This is a genomic window from Kribbella sp. NPDC002412, assembly GCF_053592935.1.
Map to the genome: position 1 here is coordinate 54,066 of NZ_JBSFBL010000046.1, position 21,734 is coordinate 75,799.

Below are 21,734 nucleotides of genomic sequence, written 5' to 3' on the forward strand. Positions count from 1 at the left end.
TTGGCGATCATCACGATCACCAGCCCGGGGATCCAGACGACAGTGCAGGACCGAGCCGGTCGGCCCGGGTTGTGGGATGTCGGCGTCCCGCCTTCGGGCGCGGCCGACGAGCTCAGCTTCGCGCTGATCAACGCCGCCGTCGGCAACCCCGACAACGCAGCAGGTCTCGAGTGCGTCCTGGCCGGACCGGTGCTCACGTGCGACGAGGACCGGCTGGTCTGCGTCGGCGGCGCTGTCAACAATGCGACAATCGACGGCCTTCGGGTCCGGCCCGGCATGGTCGTCCGGCTCCCGGCCGGGTCGGTGCTGGACGTCGGCCCGCTCGACGGACCGGGGACGCGCGGCTACCTCGCCATCGAAGGCGGCCTGGACGTTCCGCGCGTGCTGGGCAGCCGGTCCACCTTCGTGCTCGGCGGTTTCGGCGGTCACGACGGCCGGCCGCTCGCGGCCGGTGACCAACTGCCGTTGGGCCGTCGGGAGAACCTCCTCAGTCCGATCTCGGTCGAGCTGCCGACCATCTCGAACAGCTGGGAGATGCGGGTGATCCCCGGTCCGCACGGCGCTCCGGACCACCTCACCGACGAAGGCGTCGAGGCGTTCTTCGGGACCGATTGGATTGTTGACCATCGCTCGGACCGCACCGGGGTCAGGCTGGTCGGGCCGGTGCCGCAGTGGGCCCGGACCGACGGCGGCGAGGCGGGTCTGCACCCGTCCAACGTGCACGACTCCGCGTACCCGGTCGGCGGCATCATGCTGTCCGGCGACACCCCGGTGATTGTCGGCAAGGACGGACCTTCGCTTGGCGGCTTCGTCGTACCCGCGGTGGTGATCGAGGCCGACCGCTGGATGCTCGGTCAGCTGCGGGCCGGCGACTCCGTGCGATTGGTGCCGGTGTCGCTGGATGCGGCGGCCGAGGCGATCGCCGTACGGCGTGCTTGGCTGTCGGATCTCCGTCAGACACCGGCGCCCGCGGTGGCTCCGGTCAGCGGGTCCGCTCGGCCGGACGTGCTGCATCGGTCGGACGGCGTACCGCCGTACACCATCAGGTGTGCGGGCGAACGGCATCTGCTGGTGGAGGCCGGACCGGCTGAGCTCGACCTCACTGTGCGGGTCTGGATTCACCTGCTCGCACAGGCGTTGCGGAACGATCGGCCGGACGGCGTTGCCGAGATTGTCGAGGGTGTGCGGTCGCTTCTTGTCGCGGTGGACTCCGATCGGCTCGGACTCGTCGAGCTGGCCGAGCGGCTCGCGTTCCTGGCGGCTGGGCTGGCGGATCCGGAGACGGTGGTGCTGCCGGCGCGCGAGGTGATCCTGCCGATCGCGTTCGACCACCCGGAGGCGCACGAGGCGATGCGGCGGTACGCGACGTCGGTGCGGCCGGACGCGCCTTGGTGTCCGGACAACGTCGAGTTCATCCGGCGGGTCAACGATCTCGGCGAGCGCGATGAGGTCTTCGAGATCGTCCAGGCCGCGACGTACCTGGTGGTCGGGCTGGGCGACGTGTACCTCGGCGCGCCGGTCGCCGTACCGATCGATCCGCGGCACCGGCTGGTGACGACGAAGTACAACCCGGCCCGGACCTGGACGCCGCAGAACGCGGTCGGGATCGGCGGGATCTACCTGTGCGTGTACGGGATGGAAGGGCCGGGTGGGTACCAGCTGGTCGGGCGCACCGTCCCGGTGTGGCGGTTGTCGCCCGCCGACGAGCAGCCGTGGTTGCTGCGGCAGTTCGACTTGATCAGATTCACTCCGGTGAGTGCGGAGCAACTCGCTCACGAGCGCGCCGAGATCGCGGCCGGGCGGGCCGACCTGCGGGTCAGCCCGGCGACCTTCTCGATCGCCGACGTACGCCGGATCGAACAGGAGGCACCTGTGGATATCGCGACAGTGCGGGCTCGCCGGCGGGCCGCGTTCGAGGCCGAGCGGGCGAGGTGGGGCGCGTGAACGTCTGGATCACCCGGGTCGACCCGGTCGCGCCCGCGCCGGGACCGCTGCACGGTCTGACGTTCGCGTTGAAGGACAACATCGACCTCGCCGGGGTGCCGACGACGGCCGGCGATCCGCGCAACGATCAGCCGGCCGAGCGGAACGCGTTCGTGGTCGACCAGTTGGTCGCGGCCGGCGCCGTACCGCTGGGGAAGACGAATCTGGACCAGTACGCGACCGGGTTGGTCGGCACGCGGTCGCCGTACGGCCCTTGTCACTCGGTGTTCTCCGACAAGCACGTGTCGGGCGGGTCGAGCTCGGGCAGTGCGGTCGCGGTGGCGTCGGGGCAGGTGGACTTCGCGCTCGGCACCGACACGGCCGGGAGCGGGCGGGTGCCGGCTGCCTTCAATCGGATTGTCGGCATCAAACCGTCGCGCGGTCTCGTCTCGGCGCGTGGCGTCGTACCGGCGTGCCGGTCGCTGGACTGCGTGACGGTGATGGCCCGGACAGTCGGTGTGGCGCGTGCAGCCTTCGACGTGATGGTGGCCTTCGATCCGGACGACGCTTGGTCGCGGCGGGCCTCTTCACTGCCTGGTGGACGCTCTGCGGCCGGTGTCGCCTCCGGACGGGCATCGGGTCGCGCGGTGATCGGCGTACCGGACCTGGATCTGGACCTCGATCCGCTGCACGAGGCTGCCTGGCAGGAGACGCTCGACCAGGCCCATCGGCTCGGTGAGGTGGTGAAGGTGGACGTGCGGCCGCTGCTCGAGGCGGCGGAGTTGCTGTACTCCGGTCCGTGGCTGGCCGAACGGTGGCTCGCCTTCGGGGACAAGCTGGACGACGATCCGGCGGTGGACCCGACGGTGCGGTCGATTGTCCACAATGGGGCGATCTTGACGGCGGCGGACGCCTTCGTCGGCTTCGATCGGCTCGCGACGCTCGCGCGGGCCAGCGAGCAGCTGTGGACGCAGCTCGATGCGCTGTTGCTGCCGGTGACGCCTGAGCATCCGACGCTGGCCGAGGTCGCGGCGGATCCGATCGGCGTGAACAGCCGGCTCGGTCGGTTCACCAACATGGTCAACCTGCTCGACCTGTGCGCGGTCGCGTTCCCCGGGCCGGACCGGGCCGACGGGCTGCCGTTCGGCATTCAGTTACTCGCCCCGGCGGGTCACGATCGGGTGCTGATCGACCTCGCCGCCGTGTGGTGCGGTGAAGACATCGCGCCGCTCGAGCCGGCCGACGACGAGGTCCTGCTCGCGGTTGCCGGTGCGCATCTCTCCGACCAGCCTTTGAACCACGAGCTGGTACGGCGGGGTGCTCGGCTCGCCTTCGATGCGCGGACTGCTTCGTCGTACCGGATGTATCTGGTCGACGGGCCGCGGCCTGGGCTGACGCCTGGCCGGGAGCCCGGTCCGGGGATCGAGGTGGAGGTGTGGAGCCTGCCCGCGGCGGAGCTCGGCGGGTTCGCACGGACAGTCGAGCCTCCGCTGGCGATCGGGCCGCTGGAGCTTTCGGACGGGCGGCGGATCCTCGGATTCGTGTGTACGGCGGACGGCGCCGACCCGGCGCGTGACATCACCAGCTTTGGCGGCTGGCGGTCCTACCTGGCTGCAGGGCCCGCCTAAGCTTGGGCCTTATGACGCCCGCCGAACAGAGTGTGCTCGACCGGATCGACGAAGAGCTGCTGGTGCGGGTCACCTGTCAGTTGCTGCAGGCAACCGGACAGAACCCGCCCGGCGAGGAGGCGGCGACCGTCGCGGTGCTCGCGGCGGCGGGACGTGAGCTCGGGCTCGACGTGGTCACCTCGACCGTCGAGCCCGGGCGGGACAACGTCAGCATCACGCTTGCCGGGGGCAACGGTCCGGGGCTGCTGATCCTCGGGCACACCGACGTCGTACCGGTGGGCGACGGCTGGACGGTCGACCCGTACGGCGGGACCGTGAAGGACGGCCGCATCTACGGGCGCGGCGCGTCGGACATGAAGGGCGGTCTGGCGGCGGCGTTGGTCGCGATGGCCGCCCTTCGCGGCACCGGGCTCAGCGGCCCGGTCGAGCTCGCCGCGGTGGTCGACGAGGAGGAGACCGGCAAGGGGATCCGGTCGTACGTCGCCGGCGGGCCGCGGGCGTTCGTCGGCTGCATCACCGCTGAGCCGACGGACTTGCAGACGATCATCGCGGCGCGGGGCGACTCGTACCTGCGGGTCGCGATCCACGGCCGGGCCTGTCATGCGGGCAATCCGGACGACGGCGCGAACGCGATCTACGGCGCCGCCGCGGTGGTGGCCGAGATCGAGCGGCTGCATGCGTCGCTTGCTGCCGACCCGCATCCGTTGCTCGGGCCGGCGACGTGGAGCGTCGGTCAGATCAACGGCGGGACGGGTGGTTCGATCGTCCCCGCCGAGTGCGTGATCGTGGCGGATCGGCGGCTGCTGCCGGGCGAGTCGCCGGCCGCCGTACTCGCTGATCTGCGAGCTCGCGTGGCCGCGTTGCACCTCGAGGATCGCGGCCTGTCGGTCGACCTCGACATGCCGATGGAAATGCCCGCCTTCGAGACACCCGCTGACGCGGACCTCGTCCGAGTCGTCGAGGCGGCCCGGGTAGACGCCGGCGGCCCCGACCTCCCCCTGGCCGGCTGGACAGCAGCCTGCGACGGCGGCTACATCGCCCGAGACCTGGGCGTCCCCGTCGTCGTCCTGGGCCCCGGCTCAGTAACCACCCAAGCCCACCGAGCCAACGAGTCAGTCCCAATCACCGACCTGATCACCGCCGCCCACACCTACACCCTCACCACCCTCCGCCTCCTCAGCTAGCCGCCCCCGCGACCCCCTCACCACCCTCCGCCTCGTCGCCTAACCACCCCCGCCACCCCCGCCACCTCGCCTGACCGCCCCGCCACCCCCGCCACCTCGCCTGACCGCCCCGCCACCCCCACCACCTCGCCTGACCGCCCCGCCACCCCCACCACCTCGCCTGACCGCCCCCGCCTCGACCTCCTCGGTCGACCGGCACCGCCTACCCCCTCCCGCCTCCGCCTCCTCGCCTAACCGCCCCCGCCACGGGAGGGGAGATCCCTTCGAGTTGTGCCTTCTCCCCTCGAATACCAAGGGAGAAGCCACGACAGCAGGGGATCTCCCCTCGCGGGATTGCGGCCTGGACGGGGTGGGCGGGGCGCTAGGGCTCAACGGCCGGGGAAGAAGTCGGCGTTTTGGACGTACTCCATGCGGCGGGTGAACTCGGGGTCGGAGAGGCGGTCCAGCATTTCCTGTTCGGTGAGTTCTTCGACGCGGGTCTGGATCCAGTAGAGGTTGCCGTACGGGTCCCGCACCCGCCCCACCTTGTCGCCGAAGAACAGGTGCGTCACCTCGGTCACCGAAGTACCGCCCGCCGCGACCGCCTGAGCGTGCACGGCCTCCGCGTCATCGACGTACAGCCGCAGGAACGCCGGCGTCGGCGGCCACTCCGGCCGGGCGTCGAACATCATCACGATCGCGTTCCCGATCCGCATCTCCGCGTGCCCGATCCGCCCGTCCGGACCCACCACCCGATCGATCTCCTCGGCCCCGAACGCCCGCGTCAGCCAGTCCATCACGCCGTTCGTGTCCTGCCCGATGATCCACGGCGTCACGGTCGTGTATCCCTCAGGAATCGCCATCGCACTCTCCTCCACTCGTTCCCGGACACCAGCAACGCTAGGCCGGGAACCGGACAAGTTCTGTCCGCTACCTCCACGCTCCGCGGTGTGTCTCATTGGTGACAATCTGGGGGTAAGATTGTCGACAATCTACCTATTTCGGTGCGATCAGCCAGGAGGTCGGATGGTCACGGTAGGGCTGCTCTACCCCGGTCACAGCGCGGAGGACGACTACCCGGCGCTCGAGGCGCGCCTGGACGGTTCGATCAAACTGCCGGTCGTGATCACCTCGGTCGGCGAGGACGCGCACCGGGTGGACGCACTCCTCGACCTCGGCCGCGCCGAGCGGCTCGCCGAAGGCGCCTCCGAGCTGGCGGCCGCCCAGCCGGACGCGGTCATGTGGGCTTGCACGTCCGGCAGCTTCGTCTTCGGCCCCGAGGGCGCCCGCAACCAGGCGTCCGGCGTGGCTCAGGCGCTCGGCGTGCCGGCATCGTCCACGTCGCTCGCGTTCGTTGACGCTTGCCACGCTCTCGGCGTACGGCGGGTCGCAGTCGCCGCGTCGTACCCGGAAGACGTCGCGAAGCATTTCGTCCGGTTCCTGACCGCCGGCGGGGTCGAGGTGGTCGCGATGGGCAGCCACGGGATCATCACCGCGGCCGAGGTCGGCACGCTCGATCCGGAGCGGGTGGTCGCGATGGTGAAGGCCGCGGACCACCCGGACGCCGAGGCGATCCTGGTGCCGGACACCGCGATGCACACGTTGCAGATCGTCGACGACCTGGAGGCCGCGGTCGGCAAGCCGGTGCTGACGGCCAACCAGGTGACGGTGTGGAAGGGGTTGCAGTTGACCGGCCCGGTACCGTCACTGCCAGGCTTGGGCCGATTGTTTTCAGCGAGGGGGACACACGCGTGACCAGTTTCATCGAGCCGTTGGCGCAGGAGTCGACGCCGAGCATCATCGCCGACAAGTTGCGTCAGGCAATCAGCCACGGCGAGCTCAAGCCCGGCGCCCAACTCGGCGAGGCCGACCTGGCCCGCAAGCTCGGCGTGAGCCGCGGCCCGCTCCGCGAAGGCATGCAGCGGCTCACCGCGGAGGGGTTGCTGGTCTCGATCCGCAACCGCGGGTTGTTCGTGATCAACATGACGCCGGCGGACGTCCGGGACATGTACCTGGCGCGCGAGGCGATCGAGCGCGCCGCCGCCCGGCGGATCGCGGACGGCGACCACGAGGCGGCCGGCAAGGAGCTGCTCGCCATCGTCGACCAGATGGCCGCCGCCGAAGGCGATCCCGCCGCGGTCAGCGAGCTCGACATCGCCTTCCACGAACGCCTCGTCCAGCTCGCCGGCAGCCCGCGCCTGTCCCGCATGCACGCGACCTCGATCACCGAGACCCGCATGTGCATCCACGCCCTCGCCGAGACCTACACCCACTCCGAGGCCCGCATCGACGAACACAGGGCCCTCGCCGAAGCCATCGCCGCCGGCGACTACCTCCACGCCGACGACCTCCTGATGGCCCACATGGACGACGCCATAACCCGCCTGACCAACCGCTGACCCCACCCAAAACACGCAGCCCGCCGGCGCGTCCGCGGCCGCGCTGGTACCCGCCCGGGGCTGTGCGGCCGCGCTGGTACCCGCCCGGGGCTGTGCGGCCGCGCTAGCACCCGCCCGGGGCTATGCGGCCGCGCTGGTACCGGCGCGTTGACTGTACGGCGCGACACCCCACTGCTCAACGTACGGCGCCGCACCCACCCCGGCAGGCAGCGCACCCCGGCACGGCTGGCTCGCCCACGTCCAGGAGGGGCGGCCTGCTCCTGCGCAGCTGCGGCGGCATCGGGTGGACGCGCAGCCGATTGACACGGGTTGGAGCTGGGTTAGGCTAGATTGTCGACAATCTTACGGTTGACAATCGTGTGTTTGATCGGACGTGTGAAGGGGATCCGCCGTGGCCGAGCTGTCGCAGGTCTTGAAACAGGCAACCGGAGTGATCGCCGCCCGCGGCGAGGGTGTGTTGCTGTTCGACGAGGACGATCGGCGGTACCTCGACTTCACGGCGGGTATCGGGGTGACGTCCACCGGGCACTGCCATCCACGCGTCGTCGCGGCCGCGCAGGAGCAGGTCGGCAAGATCATCCACGCGCAGTACACGACGGTCATGCACCGCCCGCTCCTCAACCTGGTCGAGCGGCTCGGCGAAGTCCTCCCCCAGCACCTCGACCGGATGTTCTTCGCGAACTCCGGCAGCGAGGCTGTCGAGGCGGCGCTGCGACTCAGCCGGCAGGCGACCGGCCGCCCGAACGTGATCGTGTTCCACGGTGGATTCCACGGCCGGACGGTCGCGGCGGCATCGATGACCACGTCGGGGACGAAGTTCCGGTCCGGGTTCAGCCCACTGATGGCCGGCGTACACGTGTCGCCGTTCCCCGACCCCGGGCACTTCGGCTGGCCGGTCGAGCAGGCGACGGACTTCGCGCTGAGTCAGCTCGACTACGTGCTGCAGACGTTGAGTACGCCGGCCGACACCGCGGCGTTCGTGGTCGAGCCGGTCCTGGGCGAGGGCGGGTACGTGCCGGCGAACGAGCGGTTCTTCGCCGGACTGCGGGAGCGCGCTGACCAGCACGGGATCCTGCTCGTTGTGGACGAGGTGCAGACCGGGTTCGGCCGGACCGGGAAGTTCTGGGGCGGCGACCACTTCGGTTCGCACCCGGACGTGCTGATTACCGCGAAGGGACTCGCCTCCGGTTTCCCGCTGTCGGGGATCGCGGCGTCGTCCGCGCTGATGGAGAAAGCGTGGCCGGGTTCGCAGGGTGGGACGTACGGCGCCAACGCGGTGGCGTGCGCGGCGGCCCTCGCGACGCTGGATGTCATTCAGGACGAAGGACTGGTGCAGAACTCGGCCGAGCGGGGTGCGCAGCTCAAGCAGGCGCTGCAGCTGGTCGCGGACAAGCATGAGCGGATCACGGATGTGCGCGGGCTCGGGCTGATGATCGGCAACGAGTTCCGCGACGCCGACGGCAAACCCGACCCGGTCACGGCCGCCGCCGTACAGCAGGAGGCAGCCAGGCGGGGTCTCCTGCTCCTCACCTGCGGCGCCTGGGGTCAGGTCGTCCGCTTCATCCCCGCCCTCGTAGTCACCCCCGCCGAAATCGACGAGGCCACCACCATCTGGTCCGACGCCGTCACCGCAGTCACCTCTTAACCCCGCGGATCCGAAAGGTCGTCCACAACGGACGCACGAGGCTCGCCGGTCGGTCCGGCGAGCCTCGTGCTGGTCAGGCCTTGGCGGGTTCGAGGGCTACAGGTGGGAGGGCTTCGGCGGTGCCGGGGATTGCGGTGCCGTTCAGGGGGCAGCGGGTGGTTTCCGGGACCTTGATGAGTGCGATGGCGCCGATCACGCAGGCGGCCATCATGTAGTACGCCGGCATCAGCGCGTTGCCCGTTTCGGCGGTGAGCCAGTCGTTCACGGCGGGCGCCGTACCGCCGAAGAGCGACGTCGACACGTTGTAGGCGATCGCGAAACCGGCGTACCGCACATGGGTCGGGAACATCGCCGGGAACGTCGCCGAGATGGTCGCCAGCTGCGGGACGTAGAGCAGGCCGAGTACGGCGAACCCGATGACCGCGCCGGCCAGGTTCGTGCCCATCAGCAGGAACATCGGCGCCCCGAAGACGAACAGCCCGGCCAGCGAGAACCACCACAGCGGCTTGCGGCCGACGCGATCCGAGATCCTGCCCGCGAACGGCAGGAAGACCATCATTGTCAACATTCCGATGATCGGCACGATCAGCGACTCGTCCGAACTGAGGCCGATCTCGCTCTCCAGGTACGTCGGCATGTACGTGAGCAAGGTGTAGTTGACGACGTTCAGCGCGATCACCAGACCGCCGAGCTGCAGGATCGGCCGCCAGTAGCCGGCCAGCAGATCCTTGAACTGCGTGGTCGTCTCCTCTTCCTTCTGGCCCTTCTCCTCCAACTCGCGGAACACGGGGGTGTCCTCGAGCCGCGACCGCAGGTAGACGCCGACCAGGCCGAGCGGCGCGGCGACCAGGAACGGCAGCCGCCAGCCCCACGAGTGCATCGCGTCGTCGCCGAGGAGCAGCGAGAATCCGAGCATCAGCAGCGCGCCGAGCGAGAAGCCGGCCAGCGTGCCGAACTCCAGGAAGCTGCCCAGGAAGCCGCGCCTGCGGCTGGGGGCGTACTCCGCCATGAACGTCGCGGCGCCGCCGTACTCGCCGCCGGTCGAGAAGCCCTGGATCATCCGGAGCAGGACCAGCAGGATCGGCGCCCACAGCCCGATCGCGTCGTACGTCGGAACCAGGCCGACGCACAGGGTTGCGCCGGACATCAGCAGGATCGTGATCGCCAGGACGTGCTTGCGGCCGAGGCGGTCGCCGAGCGGGCCCCAGATCAGGCCGCCGAGCGGGCGGACCAGGAACGAGACCGCGAACGTCATCAGCGCGAGCAGCGTCGCGCTCTCGGTGTCACCCGGGAAGATCGCCGCCGAGATGTAGGTCACGCCGTACGCGTAGATGCCGTAGTCGAACCATTCGGTCGCGTTGCCGATGGCCGAGGCGGCGATCGCCTTCTTCAGCACTCCTGGAGGTGGTTCGGTCTCCGCCGGCGGCCTTCTGTCGACCGGCTTCGGACTGTCGGCGTCCACGGGGCTCTCCTGTCGTCGTGCGGCCTCACCCGGGTGCCCGCCCCACGCCATCAGCACACCCGCCTACGCGCTCGGCGAACGTGCCCGCCTCACGCCGGCACACCCAGACGACCAGGTCGTAGTTTTGTTGACAATCCGAAGATTTACCATGTGAACTCGTGAACGGCAAGCACTCGTTCCACCTGCGCCGTCACACCCGGCAACCACAAGCCTGTTGAGATGGCTTCCGCCTGCTGAGATGGCTTTAGGACCTGGGCGGATGGGTGGAGCAGCAGCCGGGGCCGGCGGACGGTCGCCTTGAGGGATGGATTCAGCTCGGGATGGCGAGCGAGGCTAGGCCGGCCACCAGGACGGTCAGGCCGAACTCGAAGCGCTCGTCGCCGGTGGAGCCGGCGGTCATGGCGCCGGCGAGGGCGATCGTGAGGGGGTAGCGGTCGGGCGGGAGGGACTCGAAGTACGCGCGGAGGCCGGTGACGAATCCCTCGATGTCTTCCTTGGTCCAGGCCCAGGCGCCCTGCACCGTCTCCTCGAACGCGATCGCGGTGACGTAGAGCGGCAGCAGGTCGACCGCCCACGCGGCCGCTTGGTCAGGGATGTTGCCGGCCTTGAGGATGCCGAGGATCCGCTCGGTGCTGAGCAGCGCTTGCTCCCCGAGCGGCACCTGGCCGATCGCGGCTCGCGCGACACCCGGGTTGGCCCGCATCACGCGCAGCATCTCGCGCATCGCGTCCTTCAACTGGTCCTGCCAGCGGTCGGGATCCGGCACTTCCGGGAGCTTCATGTCCTGCGCCGCGCGGTCGACGAGGAGCTGGTCGAGCTCCTTCTTGTTCGCGACGTGCGCGTACAGCGATGCCGGTCCGGTGCCGAGGGCCTGAGCGACCTTGCGCATCGAGACCGCGTCGTACCCCTGCTCGACCAGCAGTTGCATGGCCGCGTCGACGATCCGGTCCCGGGTGAGCGGCTCCTTGGACGGGCGCGCGGGCTTCGCGGGACTGATCGGCTGCCACGGCGACTGAGTCATGCCACCACTGTAGCGAACACCGTACTTGACAGGAACGCTGATCGTCAGTAGAACAGTGTTCGTCAACGAACACCGTTCGAACATCCAGGAGCCTTCGATGAGCACCTCAACCACCACCCCACCCGATCCACCAGCAAAGCTCTCCCCCACCCCTCCCACCACCTCCGACCAGCCCGGCCCTCCGACCGAAGCCAGCCCAACCCGAACCGCGGAGGCGGGAGGGTTGGTTGGAACGCCGGGGGCGGGTGGCTCGGTGGGGAGGCCGTATCGGTGGCGGTGGGTTGTGTTGGCGACTGTGTTGGTGGCCGAGATCATGGATCTTGTCGACGCGACGATTGTCAACATTGCGGCGCCGTCGATCCGGGCCGAGTTGGGTGGGTCGGAGTCGGCGATGCAGTGGATGCTCGCCGGGTACACGCTCGCCTTCGCGATCGGGCTGATCAGCTTCGGCCGGCTCGGAGATCTGGTCGGGCGGCGGCGGTTGTTCGTGATCGGGGCGGTCGGGTTCACGGTGGCGTCCGCGGTCTGCGGGTTCGCCACCTCGCCGGAGCTGCTGATCGGCAGCCGGGTCGCCCAAGGACTGCTCGGCGCGGTGATGATCCCGCAGGGCTTCGCGATCCTGAAGGCGGTCTTCCCGCCGCAGGAGATCGGCAAGGCCTTCGCCATGTTCGGCCCGGTGATGGGGCTGTCGGCGGTCGCCGGACCGATCATCGCCGGTGTCCTCATCGACGCGAACTGGTTCGACGCGGGCTGGCGGATGATCTTCTTCATCAACGTCCCGATCGGCATCCTCGCCCTGGCCGGCGCGCTCCGCTTCATGCCCGAGGTGAAGACCCCCGGTGCGTCCCGCCTCGACGCGGCCGGCGTGATCCTGGTCAGCCTGGCGTCCGGGTTGCTGATCTACCCCCTCGTCCAGGGCCGCGAGCTCGGCTGGCCATTGTGGACAATCCTGATGTTGACCGCGTCGGTGCCGGTGTTCGCGCTGTTCGGCTGGCGTGAGCGCCGGTCGGGGAACCCGGTCATCGACCCGTCGCTGTTCCGCAGCCGCGGGTACGTCGCCGGCCTCGGCGTGATCTCCACGTTCTTCCTGGCGATGTCCGGCTTCATGCTGGTGTTCAACCTGTTCACCCAGCTCGGTCTGCACTACAGCCCGTTGAAGGCCGGCCTCGCGATGGTGCCGTTCTCGCTCGGGATCGCGATCGGCGCGCCCTTGTCCGGCGGACTGCTCGCGCCGAAGCTCGGCCGCAAGGCGCTGCAACTCGGCATCGTGGTGATGACGCTCGCGATGGCCGGCGTCTGGTTCACCCTGCACACGTACGGCGAGGCGACGACGATCTGGAACCTGGTCCCGGCGACTCTCGCCACCGGGATCGGGGCCGGTCTGGTGTTCGCGCCGCTGTTCGACATCATCCTGGCCTCGATCGACGACCAGGCTGCCGGTTCGGCGTCCGGCGTACTGACCGCGATGCAGCAGTTCGGTGGCGCGATCGGGGTCGCGGTGATCGGCACGATCTTCTTCCAGCTGCTGCCGGACCACGCGTTCCTCGGCGCCACCAAGAACAGCGTGCTGGTCGCGATCGGCCTGTTCGTGGTGAGCCTCGCGGTCAGCTACCTGCTGCCGAAGCGCGCCCGCGAAGGCGCCTCAGCCCACTGAGGGCTGACGGTCGACGGGCATGCGAAAGCCCCGCTCCTCGAGGCATCGAGGAGCGGGGCTTCGGCGTACGTCAGTTGAAGGAGTCGCCGCAGGCGCAGGAGCCGGTCGCGTTCGGGTTGTCGATCGTGAAGCCCTGCTTCTCGATCGTGTCCACGAAGTCGATCGAGGCGCCCTTCAGGTACGGCGCGCTCATCCGGTCCGTCACGACGTTGACGCCGTTGAAGTCGGCCACCACGTCGCCGTCGAGCTGACGCTCGTCGAAGAACAGCTGGTACCGCAGGCCGGAGCATCCGCCCGGCTGGACGGCGACCCGCAGCGCGAGGTCGTCGCGGCCTTCCTGGTCGAGCAGCGCCTTCACCTTGGCGGCGGCCCCGTCGGTGAGGATCACACCCGTGGCGACGGCCTGCTCGGTCTGCGCTTCAGTCATTCCTGACTCCAGTCATCTCGTGAGCGCCCGGCTGCAGGTGGGCAGGCAGCCGTGCGCGGAAAGTCCGCTGTCATTCCGGGCCAACAAACGCCGATCCGGAACCATTCCCATGGTCGCACACCAATTTCCAGGATCAACTACCCGCCTCGCCCCGTGGACCGCCGTACGACGCGGGTGAGGTCAACTGCGTACGCCGTACCGAGATCTGGTCAGCGGGCCCAGGTGCGGGCGACGCGCTCAGCCACGGCGGCGAGTGAGCCGTGCGGGTCGGCGAAGGCCTGGGTCTCCCCCACCGCGTCGACCAGGGAGTACGCCGACTCGACGCCCATCGTGCGCATCTCGCGGGAGCCGATCAGGACCTTGCCGGCCAGTACGACGCACGGGCGCATCGCGTCGTTCGCCACCTTCGCGACGCCGGCGATCACCTTGCCGTCGCGGGACTGGAAGTCGAACGCGCCCTCGCCGCTGAGCACCAGGTCGACCCGGGCCGCCTTCTCCTTCAGGCCGGTCAGCTCCGCGACGAGGTCGATCCCTGACACCCGCTCGGCGCCGAGCAGCAACAGCGCGTAACCGAGCCCGCCCGCCGCACCCGCGCCCTTCTGGTCCGCGGTCTTGCGGTCCGCGAGCTCGGCGAAGTGGGTCAGCCAGCCGTCGACCTCGGGCTTCCGATCGTCGGCGATCCCCTTCTGCTTGCCGAACACGCTGGTCGCTCCGCGCAACCCGAGCATCGGGTTCTCGACGTCACTCGCCGCGACGAACTCGATCCCGGCCATCCGCGTCCGCGCCGGCTCGAGGTCGACCTCGGTCAGCGTCGCGAGCCCGGCCGCTCCGGCGTCCAGGCTGCCCCCGGCGCCGGTCGCACCGAGCGCGGCGAGCATGCCGGCGCCGGCGTCGTTCGTACCGGATCCACCGAGGCCGAGGATGATCCGCTTCGCGCCGGCGTCGACCGCGGCCGCGATCAGCTGGCCCACGCCGTACGTCGTCGCATCCTCCGGCCGGCGCAGCTTCGGCTCGACCAGGTGGAGGCCGCAGGCCTGCGCGGTCTCGACGTACGCCGTCTCGCCCGCGAGCAGGACCGTGGCCGGGGTGTCCTCGCCGAGCGGCCCGCGTACGGTGACCGACAGCAGGGTGCCGTCGACGACAGCCTCCAGTACGTCGATGAACCCCGGCCCGCCGTCCGCCATCGGCGCAACCAGCACCTCCGCGTCCGGGTCCCGCCGCCGCCATCCCTCCTCAATGGCAGCCGCCGCCTCAACCGCAGTCAACGTCCCCGCAAACTTGTCCGGCGCAATCAGCACTCGCATGCCAACATCCTCCCGCACCCGACTTGCATCCTGGTCGGCGGCAACCACCCCGCGGACACCAGCGGCGCGCTGACCTGTGGCGGTTCGTTGACTCGGGTGGGTGGGGGCAGTTGGATCGGCGGGCATGAAGACGATTCTGTTCGCGTACCGGGTGAGTGATCTCGAGCGTTCGCTCGCCTTCTACCGGGCGGTGGGCTATACCGAGCTGGGCACTGTGCCGTTCGACGACGGCTCGAAGCTGGTCTGGCTGAAGCTGTCCGGGGAGCCGTCGGTGTCGCTCGAACTCGTCCACCGCCCGACCGCCGGCCCCGTCGAGACCGGTGGGTTCGAACACCTCGCCATCGAGGTCGAGTCGCTGAGCAGCACCGTCGAGAGGCTGACCGCGGCCGGCCTGCAGCCGGGCGCACCGGAGTACCCAGGAGGGCCCGACGGCCCGGCGACATCCTGGCTCGTCGACCCCGACGGCTACCGCATCGAACTGGTGGAGTGGCCCCCTGGCGGCCCTCCCACCGTCGGCGAGTAGCCGGCGACGGTTCAGTTGCAGGGGCCGCGGTGTGCCGGGGTGCGGTCCGCGAGGCGGTCGAGGGCGAGGCAGACCGCCTGTTCGGCGAGTGCCTGGTTGTCGCCGTGAGTCGGGGGCTGAGCGGGGTCGGCTGTGACGCGATCGAAGTGCAGGTCGGGACGCGCGGCCCCGAGGAGGACGACTGGACGGGCGTGGACGGGGTCGCGGATGGGCGGTGCGGCGGAAGCCGAGTCGGTGCCGGTGGGGTGGGCGGAGGACGGGGCGGCGCTGGTGGCGTGGGTGGGTGCCCGGGTTGTGCGGGTGGTGAGGGCGGTGGGTGTGGGGTGGGTTGGCCAGAGGAGGATGGCGTCTGCGGGGCGGTGGCGCAGGCCGGTTAGGGCTTGGGATTCGGCGGTGGGGTCGCCTTCTGTTTGTTCTATGAGGAGGGCTACGCCGTGCTTCTTGGCGGCTCGGGCTACCGCGGCGGCCAGGGTGGCGAAGTACTCGTCGGCGAGGTCGGGGATGGCCAGGGCGATCACGCCGTACGTGCCTTTGCGGAGGGAGCGGGCGCCGAGGTTGGGGCGGTAGTCGAGGTCGGCGATCGCGGCTTCCACTCGGGCTCGGGTGGCGGGGGTGATGTGCGGGTAGTCGTTGATGACGTTGGAGACCGTCTTCATCGAGACACCGGCTCGCTCGGCCACATCGCGCATCCGCGCCGTCATCAGGCTCTCCTGTCGTCACGCGATTCTGGAGTTCATCACGTTACGACGATGGCTTGGCGGGCGCAACGCATTAGTAGGGGTTATCGCGTTATGTTGGGGTGGTGCGGGTTCAGGTTGTGCCGATGGCGCTCGAGACCTTGGTCGAGTTGGTGAACGGCTGGGGGGTCGAGCCTCGGCGGGCGGGTGCACGGTCGGGGGTGCCGGTGCTCGCCGAGTACCTCGGTGGCGGCGCGGCGGCCGGTGCAGTCGCGGCTAATTCGGGTCCGGACCGCCGGGCCGGGATCCCCACGGTCGTGGCGAGCGCGTTGACGGATGACGAGCTGGTTCGGTTTGCCGACACGGTGTTCGGGGTGTTTGCGGCGGAGGGTACGGCGGGGCGCGTGGCCGCGGTGTCCGAGTTGTTGACGGGGATCGATGTGCGGCCTGACGTCGTCCTGGAGGACGGCGAGGTACGGCGGACGTGGTGGGCGGATGCTGACGACGCGCTGCTGGCGGCGGCGCTGCTGGCGCTGCGGGAGCAGTTGGCCGACGAGGATCCCGGTCGGCTGGGGATCTGTGTCGACGGTGGGTGCGCGGATGTCTATGTGGACGGCTCGCCGGCTGGGCGGCGGCGGTTCTGCTCCGTGACGTGTCAGAACCGGGCCCGCGCCGCGAAGTACCGCCGAACCCACCGAACCGACTGAGCCGCCGCGCCGGCCACCGGCTGCACCGGTTAAGCGGGCTGAGCCGGGTGAGCGCGCTGAGCTGGTGGTGTGGATACGGTGCCGGGGTGCGGTGGCCTCGTACGCCTGGTGAGGCGGTAGCTGTTCAGGAGGAATTGCGGTCGATTGTCGACGATACGGATGTCGACGGGCAGCCGCGGTACGTCGCGGGGCTTGATGTCGCGTACGACGGGGATCGGCTGGCGGCTGCTGTCGTCGTACTCGACTGGGAGACGTTGGCCGAGGTGGATCGGGCCGTGGTTCTCGGGGAGACGACGTTTCCTTATGTGCCTGGGTTGTTTGCGTTCCGGGAGGTTCCGGGGCTGTTGGAGGCGTTGGGGCAGTTGAGGACGACGCCGGACCTGCTGGTGTGTGACGGGCAGGGGTTGGCGCATCCGCGGCGGTTCGGGCTGGCTTGTCATCTCGGAGTGTTGACCGGGTTGCCCGCGATCGGGGCTGCTAAGACGGCGTTTGTCGGCTCGCATTTGGAGCTTGGGGAGGCGCGGGGGTCTGTCGCTGATCTGATTGTTGACAATCAGGTTGTCGGCGCGGTGGTGCGTACGCAGGACGGGGTGAAGCCGATGTACGTGTCCATCGGGCATCGGGTCAGCTTGCGGACCGCCGTACGGCACGTGCTGCATTTGGCGCCGCGGTATCGGTTGCCGGAGACGACGCGGGCTGCTGATCGGTTGTGTCGGCAGGCGTTGTCAGCGGCGGAGTAGGCGGCGGAGCAGGAGGGCTACTGCGGCGCCGATGAGGTACGGGCGGGCGCGGCGGAGTAGTGCCGGCAGGAGTGCCGCGCCGAGGTCGAGGGATGAGGCGCCGGACGGCGCGCTGGGTGGAGGTGCGTCGGCCTGTTCCTTCGAGGGTGCACTGGTCGCAGTGGGTGCTGTCGGGGCAGTCGGTGCTGTCGGGGCATTGGGTGCCGTCGGGGCAGTAGGCGCTGTCGGTGCAGTGGGAGCTGCAGGCTGCGCTTCAGTCGGCGTGGTGGCGGTGGGGGTGGTGAGGGTTGTGGTTAGGCAGTCGACGAACTGGGCCAGGAGGTGGTCGGAGACGTCTTGGATTAGACCGCGGCCGAACTGCGCGGGGCGGCCGGTGATGGTCAGGTCCGTTTCGACTGTGACTGCGGTGGCCGAGTCGCCGGACGCGTCCAACTGAGCGGTGACCCGGACGCTGGCCGTACTGTTGCCGCGGCGGTCCTTGCCCTTGGCCTCGATCAGCGCGCGATGGTCCGCCGGAGAGCGTTCGACGAAGGTGCCGCTCCCGGCGTACTGCAGTGAGACCGGCCCCAGCTTCACCTTGCACGCCCCGGTGAAGCCGTCACCGTCGTACGACGTCAGGGTGGCGCCGGGGAAACACGGCACCACCCGTTCGAGGTCGTTGAACGCGGCCCAGGCCTCCTCGACCGGGGCCGGTACGACGAACTTGTGCTCGAGCTTCATCCAGCGCCTGCCGCGGCCAGCACGGCCCGCCGGGTCAGCACCGAGGCGAGGTGCCGGCGGTACTCGGCGTCTCCGTTGAGGTCGGTCACCGGCGACGTCCCGTCCGCGGCCCGGGCCGCGGCCGCGCGGACGGCCTCGGCGGTCGCCGGCAGGCCGATCAGCGCGTCCTCGACCGCGATCGCCCGGATCGGTGTCGAGCCCATGTTGCTCAACCCGACCCGCGCTTCGGCGATCGAATCACCGTCCAGCCGGACAGCCGCCGCGACCGCGACGATCGGCCAGCCCTGGGCGACCCGGCTGAACTTCTCGTAGTGCGCGCCCCAGCCGGTGTACTTCGGCACCCGCACCTCGACCAGGAGCTCGTCGTCGCCGACCGCCGTACTGAACACGCCCTGGAAGAAGTCCGAGGCGCCGACGGTACGCCGACCACCCGGCCCGGCGATCACGAACGACGCGTCCAACGCGACCGAGACCGCGGGCAGGTCACCGGCCGGATCGGCATGCGCGAGTGAACCGCCGAAGGTCCCCCGGTGCCGGACCTGCGGATCCGCGATCGATGCCGCGGCCAACGAGATCAGCCGGGTGTGCTCGGCGATCAACGGGTCGAACTGGACCGTGCTGTGCGGCGTCATCGCACCGACGACCAGCGCGTCCCCGTCGTCCCGGATCCCGCGCAGTTCGTCGATCTTCCCGATGTCGACAATCGACTCCGGCGCCGCCAGCCGCAACCGCAACACCGGCAGCAGACTCTGCCCACCGGCCAGCACCTTGGCGTCGGTGTGCTCACCCAACAACGCAACTGCCTCGTCCACCGACGTCGGCGTGAAGTACTCGAAGGCTGCCGGAATCATGACGACGCCCCTTCCCCAGTCTGGACGGCACCCGGCGACCCAGCAGCCGACTGCCCAGGCGCTGAAGCAGATGCCCCGCCCTGCAAGGCTTTCCACACCCGGTACGGCGTACACGGCATCGGAACGTCGGACACCCCAAGGTGGCGTACGGCGTCCAGCACCGCGTTGACCACGGCCGGCGTCGACGCGATCGTCCCCGCCTCACCGACCCCCTTCACCCCGAGCTGGTTCGTCGTAGCCGGCGTCTCCGTCCGAGCCGTCTCGAACGACGGCAAGTCTGGCGGCGACGGCACCAGGTACTGGTCGAACGACCCGGACACCAACGTGCCCGCCTCGTCGTACACAGCCTCCTCGAAGAGCGCCTGCGCAATCCCCTGCGCCAGCCCGCCGTGCACCTGGCCCTCGACGATCAGCGGATTGACGACAACCCCGACGTCGTCGACGCTCACGTACGACCGGATCTTCGTCCCGCCCGTCTCGGTGTCGACCTCGACCGCGCACAGATGCGTGCCGTGCGGGAACGAGAAGTCGTCCGGCTCCAGCGTCGCGTCCGCGTCCAGCGACCGCTCGGCGCCGCCGTCGAGCTTGTGCCCCTGGAACACCGCGAAGGCCAGCTCCCCCAGCGTCATCCCCGACTCGGTGCCGCGCACCCCGAACCGCCCGCTGCTGAAGTCGAGGTCGTCGGCGTTCGCCTCGAGCAGCTGCGCCGCGATCGGCTTCGCCTTCTCGATCACCTTGTCGGCTGCGGCGAGCACGGCCATCCCACCGACCGCCAGCGACCGCGAGCCGTACGTGTCCAGCCCGCGCCCAGCCACCTGCGTGTCACCGTGCAGCACCTCGACGTCCTCGAACGGCACACCCAGCCGATCGGCGACGAGCTGGCTCCACGCCGTCTCGTGCCCCTGCCCGTGCGGGCTCGTCCCGGTGATCACCTCGACCTTCCCGGTCGGCAGCATCCGGATCGACGCGTGCTCCCAGCCGCCGCCGACGTACCCCATCGAGCCGAGCCAGCGCGACGGCGCCAGCCCGCACATCTCGGTGTACGTCGAGACGCCGATGCCGAGCTGGACCGGGTCACCGGACTCGCGTCGCTTCAGCTGCTCCGCGCGCAACTCGTCGTACCCGAAGAGCTCACGAGCCTTAGCGGTGGCGGCTTCGTAGTTGCCGGAGTCGTACTGCAGCCCGGACACCGTCGGGAACGGGAACTCCTCGTGCTTGATCCAGTTCCGCTCCCGGATCTCCAGCGGGTCGACGCCGAGCTCGACCGCGAGCTCGTCCATCATCCGCTCGATCGCGAACGTCGCCTCCGGCCGGCCTGCGCCGCGGTAGGCGTCGGTCCAGGTCTTGTTCGTGAAGACGTTGGTACAGGTCAGCCGGTACGACGGGAACTTGTAGATCCCGTTGTACATCAGGGCCCCGAGGATCGGGATGCCCGCCGAGACCAGTCCCAGATACGCGCCCATGTTTGCGAGCAGGTCCACCTTGAGCCCCGTCACGGTTCCGTCGCGATCCGCGGACAGCGTGACCTTCTGCCACTGGTCGCGGCCGTGGTGCGCCGCCATCAACGACTCCGACCGGGACTCGACGTACTTGCAGGGCTTTCCGGTACGGCGAGCCGCGAGAACCGTGAGCACCTCCTCCGGCGTGAACTGCAACTTGCCGCCGAACCCACCGCCGACGTCGGGCGCGATCACCCGGATCTTGTGCTCGGGGATGCCGAGGACGAGCGAGATGAAGATCTTCACGAAGTGCGGCACCTGGGTCGAGTCCCACACCGTGAGCTGCTCGCCGGTCGGGTCGGCCACGACCGACCGCGGCTCCATGAACGCCGGGATCAGCCGCTGCTGACGGAACTCGCGCTCGATCACGATGCCGCCGTCCCGGGCCGCCGCGATCGCCGCCTCGACGTCGCTGCCGTGCCCGGCCTCGGCCGAGTCGTACACGAACGTCGCCGAGACGTTGGTGCCGAGATCGGGGTGCGCGAGCACCTCGTCCGCGGCCGCTTCCTTCAGGTCGAGAGCGGCCGGAAGCTCCTCGTAGTCCACGTCGACGAGGTCGGCCGCGTCGCACGCCTCGGCCGCGGACCGCGCCACCACGACGGCGACGATCTCGCCGGCGAAGTTCACCGTGTCGACCGCGACCGACGGGTGGTCCGGCTGCACCTGTTCGGGCGTCGCCGTCCACGCGAACGGCAGACCGCCTTGTTCTTCGGCGAGATCGGCGCCGGTCAGTACGGCGACCACGCCGGAAGCCGACCGCGCCGACTCGGTGTCCACACCGGTGATCCGGGCGTGCGCGAACGGGCTGCGGACCATCGCGAGGTGCAACATGCCGGGCAGGACGACGTTGTCGGTCCAACGCGTCCGCCCGGTGATCAACCGCGCGTCCTCCTTGCGCTTGCGGGGGGTACCGACCTCGGTGGTCGGCCGATCCTCGGTCGTGGTCATCGGTCACCTCCGGCGGCAGCCGCCGCGCGCACGGCGCGGACGATGTTCTGGTAGCCGGTGCACCGGCAGAGGTTGCCTTCCAGCCCGAGCCGGACGTCCTCCTCGCTCGGGTCCGGGTTGTCGGCGAGCAGATCGATGGACTGCATGATCATGCCGGGCGTGCAGAAGCCGCACTGCAGAGCATGGTTCTCGTGGAACGCCTGCTGCATCGGGTGCAGCTGCCCATTGGTCGCCAGGCCCTCGATCGTGGTGACCTCGTGCCCGTCGGCCTGCACCGCGAGCACCGAGCAGGACTTCACGCTCCGCCCGTCGAGGTGAACCGTGCACGCACCGCAGTTGCCGGTGTCGCACCCGATCACTGTCCCGGTCTTTCCCAGCTGCTCGCGCAGGTAATGCACCAGCAGCGTGCGCGGCTCCACGTCGTCCGTGAAGCTGCTTCCGTC

20 protein-coding genes are annotated in these 21,734 nt (G+C 69.8%); 10 read left to right on the top strand and 10 right to left on the bottom strand.

Going from position 1 to position 21,734, the window contains the following annotated elements:
• Genes ACWCOV_RS30835 through ACWCOV_RS30845 form a run of 3 tightly spaced genes read left to right on the top strand, consistent with a single transcriptional unit; the run spans position 1 to position 4,735 of the window.
• Complete coding sequence (locus ACWCOV_RS30835; RefSeq protein WP_449832841.1) at positions 1-1,944, top strand: 5-oxoprolinase/urea amidolyase family protein; 1,944 nt, start codon at positions 1-3, stop codon at positions 1,942-1,944.
• Positions 1,941-3,551, top strand: a complete 1,611-nt coding sequence (atzF, locus tag ACWCOV_RS30840) for an allophanate hydrolase (protein ID WP_449832842.1) — start codon at positions 1,941-1,943, stop codon at positions 3,549-3,551. Before ACWCOV_RS30835 ends, atzF begins: the two co-directional genes overlap by 4 nt.
• Positions 3,552-3,562: 11 nt before the next feature.
• Positions 3,563-4,735, top strand: a complete 1,173-nt coding sequence (locus ACWCOV_RS30845; RefSeq protein WP_449832843.1) for a M20 family metallopeptidase — start codon at positions 3,563-3,565, stop codon at positions 4,733-4,735.
• Between the two features lie 368 nt (positions 4,736-5,103).
• On the opposite strand, the gene ACWCOV_RS30850 is transcribed toward ACWCOV_RS30845, so the two are convergent.
• The gene (locus tag ACWCOV_RS30850) at positions 5,104-5,577 is read right to left on the bottom strand and encodes a VOC family protein (protein ID WP_449832844.1); all 474 of its coding nucleotides are present in this window, start codon (positions 5,575-5,577) and stop codon (positions 5,104-5,106) included.
• A 163-nt stretch (positions 5,578-5,740) separates the two neighbouring features.
• On the opposite strand from ACWCOV_RS30850, the gene ACWCOV_RS30855 reads away from it, so the two are divergent.
• From ACWCOV_RS30855 to ACWCOV_RS30865, 3 genes are all read left to right on the top strand, one after another.
• Positions 5,741-6,469: a maleate cis-trans isomerase family protein gene (locus tag ACWCOV_RS30855; protein WP_449832845.1), complete on the top strand. Its 729-nt coding sequence runs from the start codon at positions 5,741-5,743 to the stop codon at positions 6,467-6,469.
• Positions 6,466-7,113 (top strand): GntR family transcriptional regulator, encoded by a 648-nt coding sequence (locus ACWCOV_RS30860; RefSeq protein WP_449832846.1) that lies wholly within the window; start codon positions 6,466-6,468, stop codon positions 7,111-7,113. Before ACWCOV_RS30855 ends, ACWCOV_RS30860 begins: the two co-directional genes overlap by 4 nt.
• Before the next feature lie 391 nt (positions 7,114-7,504).
• Complete coding sequence (locus tag ACWCOV_RS30865; protein WP_449832847.1) at positions 7,505-8,758, top strand: aspartate aminotransferase family protein; 1,254 nt, start codon at positions 7,505-7,507, stop codon at positions 8,756-8,758.
• 73 nt (positions 8,759-8,831) lie between these two features.
• Here ACWCOV_RS30865 and ACWCOV_RS30870 read toward each other — a convergent pair whose 3' ends face one another.
• Both ACWCOV_RS30870 and ACWCOV_RS30875 read right to left on the bottom strand, forming a co-directional pair.
• On the bottom strand, positions 8,832-10,220 hold the full coding sequence (locus tag ACWCOV_RS30870; RefSeq protein WP_449832848.1) for an MFS transporter: 1,389 nt from the start codon (positions 10,218-10,220) through the stop codon (positions 8,832-8,834).
• Positions 10,221-10,530: 310 nt separating this feature from the next.
• A complete protein-coding gene (locus tag ACWCOV_RS30875) occupies positions 10,531-11,241 on the bottom strand; it encodes a TetR/AcrR family transcriptional regulator (protein ID WP_449832849.1) in 711 nt (236 codons plus the stop codon).
• Positions 11,242-11,524: 283 nt separating this feature from the next.
• Between ACWCOV_RS30875 and ACWCOV_RS30880 the strand changes: the two genes are divergently transcribed.
• On the top strand, positions 11,525-12,895 hold the full coding sequence (locus tag ACWCOV_RS30880) for a DHA2 family efflux MFS transporter permease subunit (protein ID WP_449832850.1): 1,371 nt from the start codon (positions 11,525-11,527) through the stop codon (positions 12,893-12,895).
• Positions 12,896-12,965: 70 nt separating this feature from the next.
• Here the strand turns inward: ACWCOV_RS30880 and erpA are convergent, their stop codons facing one another.
• Positions 12,966-13,322, bottom strand: a complete 357-nt coding sequence (gene erpA / locus ACWCOV_RS30885; RefSeq protein WP_360538214.1) for an iron-sulfur cluster insertion protein ErpA — start codon at positions 13,320-13,322, stop codon at positions 12,966-12,968.
• Positions 13,323-13,531: 209 nt separating this feature from the next.
• The gene (locus ACWCOV_RS30890) at positions 13,532-14,626 is read right to left on the bottom strand and encodes a glycerate kinase family protein (RefSeq protein WP_449832851.1); all 1,095 of its coding nucleotides are present in this window, start codon (positions 14,624-14,626) and stop codon (positions 13,532-13,534) included.
• A 124-nt stretch (positions 14,627-14,750) separates the two neighbouring features.
• Here ACWCOV_RS30890 and ACWCOV_RS30895 point away from each other — a divergent pair, with 124 nt between their 5' ends.
• On the top strand, positions 14,751-15,149 hold the full coding sequence (locus ACWCOV_RS30895; RefSeq protein WP_449832852.1) for a VOC family protein: 399 nt from the start codon (positions 14,751-14,753) through the stop codon (positions 15,147-15,149).
• Positions 15,150-15,160: 11 nt separating this feature from the next.
• Here ACWCOV_RS30895 and ACWCOV_RS30900 read toward each other — a convergent pair whose 3' ends face one another.
• Positions 15,161-15,850: a LacI family DNA-binding transcriptional regulator gene (locus ACWCOV_RS30900; protein WP_449832853.1), complete on the bottom strand. Its 690-nt coding sequence runs from the start codon at positions 15,848-15,850 to the stop codon at positions 15,161-15,163.
• Positions 15,851-15,951: 101 nt separating this feature from the next.
• On the opposite strand from ACWCOV_RS30900, the gene ACWCOV_RS30905 reads away from it, so the two are divergent.
• On the top strand, positions 15,952-16,533 hold the full coding sequence (locus tag ACWCOV_RS30905) for a CGNR zinc finger domain-containing protein (RefSeq protein ID WP_449832854.1): 582 nt from the start codon (positions 15,952-15,954) through the stop codon (positions 16,531-16,533).
• An 86-nt stretch (positions 16,534-16,619) separates the two neighbouring features.
• Positions 16,620-17,273, top strand: a complete 654-nt coding sequence (nfi, locus tag ACWCOV_RS30910) for a deoxyribonuclease V (RefSeq protein ID WP_449832855.1) — start codon at positions 16,620-16,622, stop codon at positions 17,271-17,273.
• Here nfi and ACWCOV_RS30915 read toward each other — a convergent pair.
• The 4 genes from ACWCOV_RS30915 to ACWCOV_RS30930 form a co-directional block, all read right to left on the bottom strand.
• Positions 17,259-17,993, bottom strand: coding sequence for an SRPBCC family protein (locus tag ACWCOV_RS30915; RefSeq protein WP_449832856.1), 735 nt, complete (start codon positions 17,991-17,993; stop codon positions 17,259-17,261). The two genes, nfi and ACWCOV_RS30915, sit on opposite strands and share 15 nt — an antisense overlap.
• A complete protein-coding gene (locus ACWCOV_RS30920) occupies positions 17,990-18,844 on the bottom strand; it encodes an FAD binding domain-containing protein (protein WP_449832857.1) in 855 nt (284 codons plus the stop codon). The genes ACWCOV_RS30915 and ACWCOV_RS30920 overlap by 4 nt, the downstream gene beginning before the upstream one ends.
• On the bottom strand, positions 18,841-21,291 hold the full coding sequence (locus tag ACWCOV_RS30925; protein ID WP_449832858.1) for a xanthine dehydrogenase family protein molybdopterin-binding subunit: 2,451 nt from the start codon (positions 21,289-21,291) through the stop codon (positions 18,841-18,843). Before ACWCOV_RS30925 ends, ACWCOV_RS30920 begins: the two co-directional genes overlap by 4 nt.
• On the bottom strand, positions 21,288-21,734 hold a 447-nt coding region (locus tag ACWCOV_RS30930; protein WP_449832859.1), incomplete at its 5' end, for a (2Fe-2S)-binding protein. The genes ACWCOV_RS30925 and ACWCOV_RS30930, both read right to left, overlap by 4 nt.

Excerpts from the sequence above, each read along its gene's own strand:
- ACWCOV_RS30845 (WP_449832843.1), top strand. The coding sequence starts at position 3,563 with ATGACGCCCGCCGAACAGAGTGTGCTCGACCGGATCGACGAAGAGCTG.
- ACWCOV_RS30850 (WP_449832844.1), bottom strand. The coding sequence starts at position 5,577 with ATGGCGATTCCTGAGGGATACACGACCGTGACGCCGTGGATCATCGGG.
- ACWCOV_RS30855 (WP_449832845.1), top strand. The coding sequence starts at position 5,741 with ATGGTCACGGTAGGGCTGCTCTACCCCGGTCACAGCGCGGAGGACGAC.
- ACWCOV_RS30875 (WP_449832849.1), bottom strand. The coding sequence starts at position 11,241 with ATGACTCAGTCGCCGTGGCAGCCGATCAGTCCCGCGAAGCCCGCGCGC.
- erpA (WP_360538214.1), bottom strand. The coding sequence starts at position 13,322 with ATGACTGAAGCGCAGACCGAGCAGGCCGTCGCCACGGGTGTGATCCTC.
- ACWCOV_RS30890 (WP_449832851.1), bottom strand. The coding sequence starts at position 14,626 with ATGCGAGTGCTGATTGCGCCGGACAAGTTTGCGGGGACGTTGACTGCG.
- ACWCOV_RS30895 (WP_449832852.1), top strand. The coding sequence starts at position 14,751 with ATGAAGACGATTCTGTTCGCGTACCGGGTGAGTGATCTCGAGCGTTCG.
- ACWCOV_RS30900 (WP_449832853.1), bottom strand. The coding sequence starts at position 15,850 with ATGACGGCGCGGATGCGCGATGTGGCCGAGCGAGCCGGTGTCTCGATG.
- ACWCOV_RS30915 (WP_449832856.1), bottom strand. The coding sequence starts at position 17,993 with ATGAAGCTCGAGCACAAGTTCGTCGTACCGGCCCCGGTCGAGGAGGCC.
- ACWCOV_RS30920 (WP_449832857.1), bottom strand. The coding sequence starts at position 18,844 with ATGATTCCGGCAGCCTTCGAGTACTTCACGCCGACGTCGGTGGACGAG.
- ACWCOV_RS30925 (WP_449832858.1), bottom strand. The coding sequence starts at position 21,291 with ATGACCACGACCGAGGATCGGCCGACCACCGAGGTCGGTACCCCCCGC.